Annotated in this window: 10 protein-coding genes and 1 pseudogene; all 11 read left to right on the top strand. The window is 42.7% G+C overall.

Annotated elements, in window-relative coordinates; all coding sequences use genetic code 11:
- Nucleotides 1–159: 159 nt before the first annotated feature.
- The 11 genes and pseudogenes from G633_RS0116145 to G633_RS0116100 all read left to right on the top strand — a co-directional run bounded on the left by G633_RS0116145 (nucleotide 160) and on the right by G633_RS0116100 (nucleotide 13,726).
- Nucleotides 160–960 (top strand): hypothetical protein, encoded by an 801-nt coding sequence (locus tag G633_RS0116145; protein WP_022768606.1) that lies wholly within the window; start codon nucleotides 160–162, stop codon nucleotides 958–960.
- Between the two features lie 147 nt (nucleotides 961–1,107).
- Nucleotides 1,108–1,554: a flavodoxin gene (locus tag G633_RS0116140; protein ID WP_022768605.1), complete on the top strand. Its 447-nt coding sequence runs from the start codon at nucleotides 1,108–1,110 to the stop codon at nucleotides 1,552–1,554.
- 79 nt (nucleotides 1,555–1,633) lie between these two features.
- Nucleotides 1,634–1,738: pseudogene (locus G633_RS20500) on the top strand (glutathione peroxidase); the annotation flags it as partial.
- A gap of 100 nt (nucleotides 1,739–1,838) precedes the next feature.
- Nucleotides 1,839–3,386 carry a sodium:solute symporter family protein gene (locus G633_RS18840; protein WP_022768604.1) on the top strand — a complete coding sequence of 516 codons (1,548 nt, stop codon included), beginning with the start codon at nucleotides 1,839–1,841 and terminating at the stop codon, nucleotides 3,384–3,386.
- 77 nt (nucleotides 3,387–3,463) lie between these two features.
- Nucleotides 3,464–4,393 (top strand): amidohydrolase family protein, encoded by a 930-nt coding sequence (locus tag G633_RS0116130; protein ID WP_026520548.1) that lies wholly within the window; start codon nucleotides 3,464–3,466, stop codon nucleotides 4,391–4,393.
- A 152-nt stretch (nucleotides 4,394–4,545) separates the two neighbouring features.
- Entirely contained in the window at nucleotides 4,546–4,704 is a 159-nt protein-coding gene (locus G633_RS20020) for a hypothetical protein (protein WP_022768602.1), read from the top strand.
- A 207-nt stretch (nucleotides 4,705–4,911) separates the two neighbouring features.
- Complete coding sequence (locus G633_RS0116120; RefSeq protein WP_022768601.1) at nucleotides 4,912–6,615, top strand: DUF3298 and DUF4163 domain-containing protein; 1,704 nt, start codon at nucleotides 4,912–4,914, stop codon at nucleotides 6,613–6,615.
- A 111-nt stretch (nucleotides 6,616–6,726) separates the two neighbouring features.
- Nucleotides 6,727–8,070 carry a GGDEF domain-containing response regulator gene (locus tag G633_RS0116115; RefSeq protein ID WP_026520547.1) on the top strand — a complete coding sequence of 448 codons (1,344 nt, stop codon included), beginning with the start codon at nucleotides 6,727–6,729 and terminating at the stop codon, nucleotides 8,068–8,070.
- 1 nt (nucleotide 8,071) lies between these two features.
- Entirely contained in the window at nucleotides 8,072–10,123 is a 2,052-nt protein-coding gene (locus G633_RS0116110) for a hybrid sensor histidine kinase/response regulator (protein ID WP_022768599.1), read from the top strand.
- Complete coding sequence (locus G633_RS18835; RefSeq protein WP_022768598.1) at nucleotides 10,120–13,509, top strand: DegV family protein; 3,390 nt, start codon at nucleotides 10,120–10,122, stop codon at nucleotides 13,507–13,509. The genes G633_RS0116110 and G633_RS18835 overlap by 4 nt, the downstream gene beginning before the upstream one ends.
- On the top strand, nucleotides 13,484–13,726 hold the full coding sequence (locus tag G633_RS0116100) for an alanine:cation symporter family protein (protein WP_022768597.1): 243 nt from the start codon (nucleotides 13,484–13,486) through the stop codon (nucleotides 13,724–13,726). The genes G633_RS18835 and G633_RS0116100 overlap by 26 nt, the downstream gene beginning before the upstream one ends.
- Nucleotides 13,727–13,763: the final 37 nt, after the last annotated feature.

Raw genomic sequence — 13,763 nt, 5'->3', positions numbered from 1 at the left:
ATTCATTACTAAATCTATCAGTTTTATTACACGAGAATTATCCAGATGACCGGTTCCACCAATTTTTAAGAAATGTCATTGTTAATTGTAGATTATACCAGTGACAAAAAATATCAGAGTAAAGGAAAGTAAAAAGTACAGAAAGCTAAAGGAATAACTATGGAAGACAATAAGAGAGAACTGGAAAAGCAGCTTATTCTGCTGAAGAAACTAAAAAAGCGCTCAGATGAGAATTTGAAAAAACTGAAGAATGCGCCTGAAGAATGTATTCGGACATCCTCAAGAGGAAACTTTCATCAGTATTATCGCAAAGATGAAAATTCGGGAAAGCGTATCTACGTGAATAAGAAGAAGTTTGATGAAATCCGTCCTATCATCCAAAAGGAGTATGAGCTGAAGGTTAATAAAGTGATTAACGAGCAGATTAGCATATTGGAGAAATATATAATTCATAGCAATATTAATGCAATCACAGATATTTACAAAGAAACCAGTAATGCAAAGAAAGCTATGATAACTCCTATAATCTCAACCGACGAGGATTATATCAAAAAATGGCTGGCATCCATGCCACCATGTCAGAATCCATATCCACCAAAGAGATCATTTGAAACCATGAATAAAGAGATATCTAAGAGTAAGAGTGAAAAGATAATAGCTGATACTATGTTTAATATGAAAATTCCGTATATATATGAGCCGCGTTTGGATTTAGACAACCGTATTACCAAGTATCCTGATTTCGTGGCTCTAAATATCAAGAAAAGAAAGACCATATATTGGGAGCATTTAGGCAGGCTTGGAGATGCGGATTATTGCCTGGATAATTTTAACAAGTTAATGATATACGAACAGAACGGAATTGTTCTTGGCGATAATCTGATCATAACCATGGAATCCAATGATATAGATCTGGATATTCACAGTGTATATGAGAATATCAACAGATACCTAATGTAGCCCACCCATCCCCAAAAAAGCATTTGCAAATATACAAAGATGTGATACAATTAGATTGCGCGAAATACAAAACAATTCAGCTTGCACAAGCTTTAAATCAAGAATAAAAGCCCGGGATAACAGGCCTAAAAAATATGGAGGCAAAGTATGAGCACATTAGTAACATTTTTCAGTGCTGAAGGCACAACAAAAGCAGTAGCAGAGGGATTTGCAAAGAAGATCGGAGCTGATTGTTTCGAGATCGTTCCGACAGAGCTTTACACAAAGGCAGATATTAACTACCTCAATCCACTTTCAAGATGTAACAAGGAACAGGTTGGTAAAAAAGATGTTCCTGTTAAGGGAAAGGTTGAGGATTTCGATAAGTATGACGTTATCTACATTGGTTTCCCTATCTGGTATGCAGCAGCGCCAAGAGTAATTTACACATTCTGCAAGGATTATAATTGGGAAGGCAAGAAGGTTTACGCCTTCGCAACTTCCGGCGGAAGCGGAATCGGTAAGACAGCCGAGAAACTCGGAGAGTATATCAAGGGCGCTGCGGTATTGGATGCCAAGCTTGTACATAACGCAGATGAAGTAGCAAATTGGTAAAAGAGATATTAACACAATAAACATTAAGGAGGAAAGATAATGATCTACGATTACACACTTAAGACAGGAAAGGGAGAGGAACTTTACCAAGTTCATCATTGACCGCGAAGGAAACGTGGTTGCAAGATTTGAGCCAACAGCCGACGTAGCTGACGTTGAGGCTTGCATCAGCTCACTTCTTTAATATTTTAAATAATTATACAATTTCCTTCACAAGCATTCTTGACTAACACGCTTTAAAGCGTTACAGTATTAAATAGAATGTTTGTTGGAGGGAAAATCTTATGATTATCAAAGCACTGTTACTGGTGGTATTCTTTGCGGTAATGCTTACAATCGGCTTCATCTGCAGGAAGAATTCCACTGATGTCAATGGTTTCGTTTTGGGCGGAAGATCTGTTGGCCCCTGGGTTACAGCTTTTGCTTACGGAACATCTTATTTTTCGGCAGTTATTTTCGTTGGTTATGCCGGTCAGTTTGGCTGGAAATACGGAATAGCATCTACCTGGGTCGGAATCGGAAATGCCCTTATCGGATCACTCCTTGCATGGGTAATTCTTGGACGTAGAACCAGGATCATGACACAGCATCTTAATTCCGCAACAATGCCTCAGTTCTTTGCGGCAAGATTTGGCGGAAGATCTCTTAAGATTGCAGCTTCAATCATCACTTTCATATTCCTGATACCATACACAGCATCATTGTATAACGGTCTTTCAAGACTTTTTGGTATGGCATTTAATATCGATTATTCTATCTGCGTTATTGTTATGGCAGTACTCACCGGTATTTACGTTATCGCCGGCGGATACATGGCTACAGCCATCAACGATTTCATTCAGGGTATCATCATGCTGATCGGTATCTGTGCAGTTATTTTATCTGTACTTAACAGTCAGGGCGGATTCCTTGCAGCTCTCGACGGCCTTGCAAGAATAAGCGATGAGAGTGTTTCAACAACACCCGGCATCTTCGCATCCTTCTTTGGACCCGATCCTCTTAACCTTGTGGGCGTAGTACTTCTTACATCCCTGGGTACATGGGGACTTCCTCAGATGGTTCAGAAGTTCTATGCGATAAAGAGTGAGAGAGCAATTTCCAAGGGAACAATCGTATCTACATTCTTTGCTTTTGTAGTTGCCGGCGGATGCTACTTCCTTGGCGGCTTTGGAAGGCTCTTTTCCGATAAGGTTGATATCGCTAATGGCGGATACGACTCAATCATTCCTACAATGCTCTCAGGCATGCCTGATATCCTTATAGCTGTTGTGGTTGTGCTGGTACTTTCAGCTTCAATGTCCACACTTTCATCACTGGTTCTTACCAGCAGTTCAACTCTGACTTTGGACCTTTTGAAGGGCCATGTTTACAAGGAGATGGATGAAAAGAGACAGCTCCTTATCATGAGGGCTCTCATAATTGTATTCGTTGCCATCTCTGTTGTTATCGCAATCATTCAGTACAAGCAGAACGTGACCTTCATCGCTCAGCTCATGGGTGTTTCATGGGGAGCTCTGGCAGGTGCATTCCTGGCTCCGTTCCTCTATGGACTGTACTGGAGGGGCACAACCAAGGTTGCTGTATGGGTTAACTTTGTATTCTCTACAGTTGTAATGCTTGCAAATATGGCATTTAGAAGCAGCTTCCCTAAGCTTCTTCAGTCACCGATCAACGCCGGAGCATTCTGCATGCTGGCAGGACTTGTTATTGTTCCTGTGATATCTCTTTTCACAAAGAGACCGGATGCTGCACTTGTGGATGGTGCCTTCGCCTGCTACAACAAGGAGGTCATGGTTCACCAGAGCACATCCCTTTCAGACGAAGAGGAGTAATTATAAAGACTATACGCGCGCCCCGGGGAGACCTGGGGCGATTTTAAATTAAGACATGATTGGAGCGATTAACCGATATGGTCATTGATATTCATACACATACATTTCCGGATAAGATTGCTGCCGGAGCAATAGACGCGCTGAGCAGGGAAGCACACATTAAGGCACATACGGATGGGACAGTTAGTGGGATTCTGGCCTCTATGGAGGAAGCTGACATAGATGTCTCGGTGGTTGTTCCTGTTGCGACAGCTCCGTCGCAAGTTGTGAAGGTCAACGATTCATCGCTGAGAAATAATGAAAAATACTTTGATGAGAATAATGACAGTGATGTATCTGGAAGGAGAAGAGTTCTTTCCTTTGGCTGCATCCATCCTGAGTTTTCTGATTATCGGACGGAGCTAAGAAGAATAGCAGAACATGGGATTAAGGGAATCAAGCTCCATCCTGTCTATCAAAAATGTGACATAGATGACGTAAAGTTCCTTAGAATAATTGATTGCGCAGCGGAGAACGGACTTATTGTTCTGACACATGCTGGCATTGATATCGGATTTCCGGGTGTAGTTCATTGCTCACCAAAGATGTGCAGAAATGTTTGGAATGAGATTGAAGGTAATAGCCATAATCTGATCCTGCCGGGAGAAGGTGACAAGAAGGATAGTGGTTTTAAGTTTATACTTGCTCATATGGGTGGCTGGACAAACTGGGATGAGGTTCCGGAGCTTCTTGCTGATACAGGGGTGTACCTGGATACTTCGTTTTCATCTGATTACATTGAGCCTAATGGCGATGGCTACTGGGATGATAAGGACACCAGAATGCTTGATTCTAATGGTTACATGAAGATCATCCGCGCCTTTGGCCCGGAACATATGCTCTTTGGCTCCGACAGTCCCTGGACTAAACAGAAAGAGAGCAGGCGGTTTATTGAAAAATTGCCTTTATCAGAGAAAGAGCAAAAGCTCATCCTTGGAGAAAATGCAGCCAAGCTTTTGGAAATATGAATCAATCAAATAAAAGGAGTCAATGGGGAGTCAATGGGGACGGTTCTTTTTGACTCTTTTTTGTTGCCTAGTCCTTTAAGACGGCTGTATACATGCAAAACCTATGTGCATACCGTAAGCGGAAATCACTGCATCATGCAAAGCTACTGTATATGAACGAAAAGTTTGTATTTACAGTCAGAGAGAGCACAAGATTCAGTGAGATGCTACTGTATGGAAATAGATTTGCAATAGATACTGTTGAAAAAGTTGCTAAAAAGCTCTTACATATGGATATGGTATGGTTTAACAAGGAAAATCTTACTGTATAGAAAGTAAAAACATGCATATACAGTAGGTACTTGCGTAGATAGTAAAAAACGCTACTGTGCCAGGATAAAAATAACTTCTATACAGTAGATCAGACGAAAATTGTCCTATGACTCCGTCCAGGGACCCCAAAATGAGCCACTGACTCCGTCCCCGGGGCTCAAAAAGTGGTATAATGGTGGCTGTAGTTTTTTTAGAGGAGAAATGTTATGAAAAGACGAATACTTACGATAATTACAGCCACTGCGCTGATTACAGCATCATTGTCGGCATGCGGGAAGACTAATGAGAACGCGGGAACAGAGAGCGCCAGCGTTGAGGCAGCAGAGACGGATGCAAGTAGCGAAGAAGGCGCAAGTGAAGGGACTGCCGAAGGTACAGGAGATGAAGATGCCAAAACAGACGAAAAGCCCATCACCATCGTAACCCACCCGGTATCCTGCGAGGTTTCAGGAAAAGAGGTTTCTACCGGAAGCTACCCGGAGATTGCGATGACTCCAGAGTTTTCCGGCCAGTACTTAAACCTGTATTCTGAAATATATAACCTTAACGCCTTTTGGAAAGACAGCGTTGAGTACAGCGTTAACGAGTACGCTTTCTATCAGATGGACAGCGAGACACCTATCGATTATCCCTATTCATCTGAGATATCTGCTGATGTAGTAAGGGCAGACGATGCTCTGTTCACCGTTCTTGTAAGCTACTACGACTACTCAGGCGGAGCACATCCAAGTCACAGCACTGAATCAGTCAATATTGATCCGGCAACAGGCAAAACCATGGAGTTCGCAGAGGTTTTAAACGACACAGCCAAAGCAGCCAAGGCAATCCATGACGAGCTCTACGCCTCATACCCTGAACTAAAAGATGAATTTGATTCCTTTACCTTCCTTGATGAGGGTCAGACAATTAACGATTATTACGAGGCCAAGATCAATAATAACCTCTACACCTGGAATATCACCACAGAAGGACTTCACATAGTATTCTCGCCCTATGAGATGGCTTCCTACGCTGCAGGATATCAGGAAATCCTTCTAACCTATGATAAGTATCCTGACCTTATCAAGGAAGAGTACATCCCCACATCTGACCTGGAAAAAGAGACAATGGTCGGAGCAAGAGAGATGGAAAAAGAGATGATACAGCCCTCAAGTCCCAACTATGTAGAGGACGAAAACGGCGAGTTCCACCTGGTAAATAGCGAGGGTATCAAGGTTGCAAACAAGAGCTGGAAAGCCTTCACAGAGGACGGAAGAGGCCCCGATGACGGAGAGCACATTACCCTGACGAAGACCAATGAGGAAAAGACAGACTGGCTTGATACCGAGGCCTGGGCAGACCAGCACGGGTTCGAGGTTGCAAAGCTCCCTTATTCCGATGATGACTACACCTACGTTGGTGAAATGCCAATGGACTACGCATACATGTACAACCGACTGGATATTTACGACCACTCAGGAGACACACTTCTCTACAGCCTTGATCTGTACGATCTCTGCAACGGACCTGATGAGGAGACAGGCACTTACTCAAGGACAACCCAGTACATCAGGTGGGCCAAGATCTACGACGGAACACTTTATGTTTCAATTGGCCACAACGGCTATTCTTCCGAGGAGCCAAACAGCAGCTACATGGTAGCAATTGCTCCCGACACCGGATACGTTCTCTGGAGAAGTGAACCTCTTGTTGCCAACAGCAACAACTTCCTTCTGGTAAAAGACACTATCATCTGCGGATACGGATTCACAGCCGAGCCTGACTTCATCTATCTTCTTGACAGATTTACAGGTCAGATCATGGAAAAGATCCCTGTAAGGAGCGCGGCATACCAGTTTAATGCAGTAGGCGACACCCTTTACGTAGCGACCTATAACACGGCTTACGAATTTGAAATAACAACTAAATAACCATAAAAAGTTATTGTTTTTTAATACATTTATCCCGCTGAATATCGTACAATTTTATTATGGAATATTATGCAGAAATATGTCCTGTCAACGAATAACGGAGATGATAGCGTGGGATATTGGATAGCTGTAGTAGATGATGATGCATTGTTGCTTAGAAGCGCAAAAGACCTGCTTGAAGGGTATGCTATGCGCGTTAGCCCTTTGCGCTCAGGTGCTGCGCTTTTAAAATTCATGGAGACAAATACACCGGACCTGGTAGTCCTGGATATTCTCATGCCCGATATGGATGGATTTGAAACATTCCATGCCCTTAGGGCTCTTGAGGAGAAACTGGGAAGACATACCACTCCGGTTATTTTTTTGTCCGGCGAAAACGATACGGCGGCAGAAAGAAGAGGCCTTAGAGACGGCGCTTCAGATTTTGTAAGAAAGCCGATTGATAAAGATATTTTTATAAGCCGTATTTTCAATACTATCGAAAGTCATAAAACCATTGAGCTCCTGACTGAAAAGGCTACTCTCGATAAGCTTACCGGTTTTATGAATAAGGCCAGCGGAATTGAGAAAATAACAGAGATATGTCAGGATCACACCGGGGCAATGCTGCTCTTTGACCTGGATAATTTCAAGCTGGTCAATGATATCTACGGTCACGATATGGGAGATCAGGTGCTGATCGCCTTCTCTGAGATCGTGAAGCATAACACAAGAGAAGAGGATGTAATAAGCAGGATAGGCGGCGATGAGTTTCTGGGATTTTTCGGAAACATTACTTCTGAGAATGCGGTAAAAAGTCTCACTGACAGATTAAACGATCAGATCCTGAACAGGTGCGTAAAGCTGATGGGAGAAGAGTTTGATCTGCCTATAGGTATTTCAGTAGGCGCAGCCTTTGTTCCGAAGCATACAAGAGATTATACCACTCTCTTTAAGTGCGCCGACTCCGCCATGTACAGAGCAAAGGAAAGTGGCAAGCATGGTGCCCAGATTTATGATGAGGAAATTTATGATAAGGCCTCGGACGATGAGAGCGATTTAGAGGCTGATCTTTCAAGACTTAGCCGTATCATGGAGGAACGTGGCGAAGCCGACGGTGCAATGGTCATAGGAAAAGAGACTTTCTACCAGATCTATAGATTTTCAATCCGCTTCCTCTCCAGATATAAAAAAGGTGCCGAGAAGATACTCTTTAACCTGTCGGTTGATGAAGATGAGAACTTATCAGACTTTACAAAGCAGTTCATTGAAATGCTTAAGAATAAACTCAGGAAAAGTGATGCCATAGTACAGATCAAGTCAGACCAGATTCTGGTATTCTTGCCCATTATCACCAAAGAAGAAGGCGATATGGTTGCAGGGCGCATAGAAAAAGCCTTTGCTGAGATGAATACCGGATCGGCCAAGATGGAATATATAGCTAAGCACGTTTCTTTTGAGAGTAATGAGGAATAATATGAACCGTAGTAATAACGAGAGACTTATCATTCTGCTTATATCCATTGGCTGTATCGGGCTTTCAATCGAGAGCCTTATGCTTGGGTGGGAATTCTGGGTTCCGCCACTTCTTATGGTAGGAGCTGTTTCGTTGTGGGGCATGCACATCACAGGAAACCCTGAATATAAAGTAAGGCAGGTGGCATATCTGGTCTATGTTATGCTTATGGTATTCTATCATGGCGTACATGGAACTTCTTATTATGATGTAGCCATAGTCATTGTTCTTGTTATGGTTGCGCTTTCCCTCTTAAATCATATTTACATCTTAAATCTTCTCTTTGTTGAATACTGGATCGTCCTTGGAATCCAGCTTTATCTTGCGGGAAAAGAGAAGAGCGCTCCCTTTGACACAGTAAATACCTCAAGACTGCTGCTTCATATAGCCATAGTTACTATGGTTTATTTCATCTGCATAAGATTTGTAAGAGACAGGATTGAAATGATAAATGAAGGAGAAGAAAAAGAAGCCCGAATAGAAGCAGTAGATGCCGATATGGAGGACTTTCTTTCGAATATCTCCCATGAGCTGAGAACTCCTGTAAACGTTGTGCTTGGCATGAGTGAGATGCAGATTAAAAAAGATCTCGGCAAAGAGGCGTACTCCATCAAACAGGCCGGAAACAGGCTTGCCTATCAGATTGAAGATATTCAGGATTACACAGAGTGTAAGCGTGAAAATATGATTCTCGAAGAGGATGTATACACCTGTACATCGCTTATAAATGATATAGTCGTAGAATACAGAATGCTGGAAAACGACAAAAATCTGGATCTGATAGTTGACCTTGATCCAAGAGTACCTTTAAAGATGCAGGGAGATTCCAAAAAGCTTCATAAGATATTCAGGCACCTTTTGGAGAATGCAGTTAAGTTCACCAGAAGGGGTGGCATCTATGTAAGAGTATATGCAGAGAAAACTGACTATGGCGTTAATCTTTGCATAGAAGTGACTGATACCGGTATTGGTATCGATCGCAAATCCATTGCAATGGTTTCCGAAAGCATGTATCAGGTTAATAAAAAGAGAAATCGTAACACCGGAGGAATAGGACTGGGTCTGTACATTGTATATGGTTTTGCCCACAGTATGGGCGGTTTTGTTAAGATTGAGAGTACACCGAAAAGCGGAACCACAGTCAGAGTAACAATCCCTCAGAAAGTAATAGATCAGACTCCCGGTTTGTCCATTTCAGAAAATTATTCGGGAGATATTATTTTCCATTCACGTTCGGATAAGTTTAAAGTGCCTAAGGTGCGCGATTTCATAAAGGCTATGGCTACCAATCTCGCAACCGGATTGAAGGTATCTCTTTATTCTGCTGAAACAGTAAAAGAAATTGAACACATAAGAGAGAAGAGCGAAATATCGGCCATTTTTATGGGTGAGCAGGAGTATCAGGATAACACGGGATACTTTGAAGAGCTGAGCAAAAACGGCGTTGTTATAGCAGTATCCTCCAATCCCGGATTTAAACCAATACCCGGAAGCCGTGTCATCGTTCTGCCCAAGCCTCTGTACGGCTATCCTGTCACCAGGGTTATAAATGAGGGCTACGAGGCAACCGGTCTTGATAGCATCGATCAGGTCACTCACCCTAACCTTAGAGGCATAAGAGCTTTGATTGTAGATGATGAGCCGATGAATCTGATTGTTGCGGAAGGAATCTTTAAAGATTTCGAGATGTACACAGATGTCGCAGGAAGCGGAAAAGAGGCTGTCGAAAAATATCGTAAACATGATTATGATGTTATCTTCATGGATCATATGATGCCTGAAATGGATGGTGTGGAAGCAATGAAACTCATCAAAGCGGCGGCAAAAGAAAGAGATAAGAAAGCAATTGTAATTGCTCTTACTGCCAACGCAGTTTCAGGAGCCAGAGAGATGTTCATGAGGGAAGGGTTTGACGGATTTATCGCAAAGCCCATGAGTATCCCGGAGTTTGAGCATGTTATGCTCAAGGTACTTGCCCAAAACGGCACAGATAGAGGAGGGCAGGCATCATGAAGAAAGACGCGGTTATAATCAGAATAATAAAAGCGATAATGGACCCGGAGAGGGAGTTTAGGGAGAGAGTCTATCTTGCACTGACAGTTGTCTGTGAAGTGACGGCCATTATAGCCCTGTTCGGAGATATTATCTTAAAAGAAAATCCATATGAAATATGGGTTATTGTCGGTGCTGTCATTTTTATTCCCGGCGTCATGCTTTATGGCTTTCGCAGAAAAAAGATTGAGTTTTCCATAAAGGTTACGGTTCTGGGACTGGTATTTTTGATCCTTCCGGGACTGTACTTCTTTGGCGGTGGTATCAGAGGCGGAGGCATTATCTGGTTTATATTCACCTTCACCTATGCAGGCCTTGTTCTTGCCGGAGCCTGGAGGATAGTCACTTTTGTCTGTATTGTGATCATGGCTACTATCTGTTATACACTTGAATACCTTTATCCTGAGCTTATCTACAAGCACTCCAATGAGATGTTCCTGGTTGACTCGTTTATATCTATTGTTCTTGTGGGCTTTGTCTGCTTTTCCATGACATGGCTCCAGAATTATATGTATATGGGCGAGAACAAAAAAGCCAGAGAATCAGCAAAAAAAGCTGAGGACCTTTCTCGCGCTCAGAACAGATTCTTTTCCAGCATGAGCCATGAGATCCGCACGCCTATAAATGCCATTCTTGGACTTAATGAGCTCATCCTGCGTGACAAGAGCGCTTCGGATGAGGTTATAAGAGAGGCATCGGGAATCCAGGGCTCCGGTAAGATGCTCCTTACTCTTATTGATGATATTCTGGACTTCTCAAAGGTGGAAGCGGGAAGTATGGAGCTTGTACCGGTCAACTATAATGTAGGCGACATGTTTTCTGAAATTGTAAACATGTTCTGGGGACGAGCCAATGACAAGGGGCTTAAGTTCAACGTTATCATAGATCCTAAGCTTCCGAGCGTCCTTTATGGCGATGAAGTTCGTATCAAGCAGATTCTGGTAAATCTGATCAATAATGCCATAAAATACACATCCGAAGGTTCTGTGGATCTTAGAGTTGAGAGCGAGATCAGAGGCGGAGATATGGTAGATATTACCATGTCTGTTTCTGATACCGGAATTGGAATCAAGAAGGAAGCCCTGCCCTTTATTTTTGATGTGTTTAAGAGAGTTGATGAAAGTAAGAACAGACACATTGAAGGAACGGGACTGGGTCTTTCAATTGTAAAGAACCTGACAGAACTCATGGGCGGAACAGTGTCTGTAAACAGTATTTACGGAGAAGGCTCTACATTTACTGTTTCGTTTTCTCAGGAGATTGCGGATTCTACAGCAATTGGAAATCTTAATATTCACAGCGAGAGTGAGTCAAAGAGAAAGACCTATGAGAATCTTTTCCATGCTCCTGAGGCAAAGGTTCTTATCGTTGACGATAATGAGATAAACCTTGAGGTTGAGTGTAAGCTTCTTGAAGGAACTCAGATGGTGATTCACGGAGCAATGAGCGGAAAAGAAGCATTGGAGATGTGCCTTAAGGAAAAATACGACGCCATACTCATGGACCACATAATGCCTGAGATGGATGGAATAGAATGTCTTTCAAACATTCGAAATCAGGATGGCGGACTTAACAGATCAACACCTATAGTGGTACTTACGGCCAATGCCGGCTCCGTTGACAGAGAGACCTATTACAGAGCAGGATTTGACGGATATCTGGTAAAGCCCGTCTCCAGCGAATCTCTTGAGAGCACGCTTATGAGATATATCGTTCCTGATAAGCTTATTGTCAGGAAGAGCAATATGGTTGTTGATAAGGCGGACATTAACGCCTCTGCCGGATACTCGGGCAAGATGCCTCTTCTTATAACATCGACCAGTATGTGTGATCTGCCGGAGGTACTTACCAGCAGGTTTATTCCTATTTTGCCTTTCCTTATCAAGACAGAGGAGGGCGTATTCAAAGACGGTGTACAGATGAGTGCCGATGAACTTGTGCGTTATATGAGCACAGGAAAACAGGCCGAATCTTCGCCACCGGATGAAGCTGCTTACAGAGATTTCTTTGCAATGAATCTCAAGCAGGCTCACCATATCATTCACATAGCTATATCGACAGGTATGAGTGAGGACTACAAACTTGCATGTGAAGCAGCAAGGTCTTTTGACAATGTTACCGTAGTAAATTCTGAGTCTGTATCCTCAGCTACCGGAATTTTAATTCTTATCGCCATCAAGCTTGCACAGATGAATGCTTCCGTAGAGGAAATTGTATCAGAGCTGGAGGACGTAAAGAAGAGATTAAGATGCAGCTTTATTATCGATGATACAGAAACCATGGCTAAGAGGGGATTTATCAGACCGGAACTTGATCAGCTTGCAAGGAGTCTCTCCCTTCATCCATGCCTTAGATTAAGAGATGATGCCTTAAAGATCGGAGGCATCTGGCTTGGCAGTACCCAAAGAGCATATAGGAAATACATAAATAAGGTATTTCCTGTAGATGTGATTCCGGATCCGGAAGTTGTAATTGTAACTTATGTCAACGTTCCGATAGAGACCCTCAGGTGGATCAAAGAGGAGATCAGTAAGAAAGCTTATTTCGAGAACGTTGTGTTCAAGCAGGCTTCAGCTGCCATATCTTCAAACTGTGGCCCCGGAACCTTCGGTATCATATACTTTGTTAAGTCCAACAAGTCTTACAACTTAAATTCCTACTTCAATGAAAGCATGCGCCTTTTCAGAGATGAGCAGGAGGATTACGATGCAGTAGATGAAGAGGAGGTAAAAGAGCCTTTGAAATGGTATGAGGCCATTGACGGAATCGATGGTAAATTAGCGATCAAGAACAATGGATCAGAGGAAGGCTTCAGGAAAATTCTCAAGTTCTTCTATGATTCCATAGACAGTAAGGCAGAGGAACTCGACAGATACTATTATGAAGAGGATTACAGCAACTATGTTATCAAGGTGCATGCGCTGAAAAGTTCATGCCGTCTTATAGGTGCGATGGGAATATCCGAAAAGGCACAGCTTCTTGAAAACGCGGGAAAAGAAGAAAGATACGATTACATCAAGCAGAACCACTCGGTATTTTTGCGTGAGTATAGAAGCTTTAAAGATGAACTCAGTGAATTATTTGAAGAGGATACACCTGCGGATGCAGAAAAAGAGCCAAAGCCTCTTGCGGATGAGTTTCTTATGGAAAGCGTCTATGAAGGACTTAGGGATGGCGCTGATGCCATGGACTGTGATGCTATCGATGCTGTCTTTAAGGAAGTAGAAGGTTATGCAATACCGGAAAATGAGGCTGAAAAGTTTAGTGCCCTTCGCATGATGGCTGATCAGTTTGACTATGAGGGAATGTTGGAGATACTAAATGGAAACGGTAATTCAGGTAAATAATGAGATAAATAACTTTGTATGGGACATCTCTGATACCTTCAACGGACTTATGATCATACCTAATCTCATAGGTGTGCTGTCGCAGCTTCCGCTTATCATTAAGCTTACCAGGAATTATACTGACAGGAAGATAATGGGGAAAGACATAGAACCCATGCTTTCCTACGATCATGATATTCAGGAGGCGCTAAGGAATGTTCAAAAGGGAGCAGACTAAAATAAAAAATGAAAAAGGGCTCCGTCATAAAGGCGGG

Origin of the sequence: Butyrivibrio sp. FCS006 (assembly GCF_000424525.1) — a bacterium.
In the GTDB taxonomy this organism is placed as follows: Bacteria; Bacillota; Clostridia; order Lachnospirales; family Lachnospiraceae; genus Butyrivibrio.
This window is presented reverse-complemented; position numbering and strand designations above follow the sequence as displayed.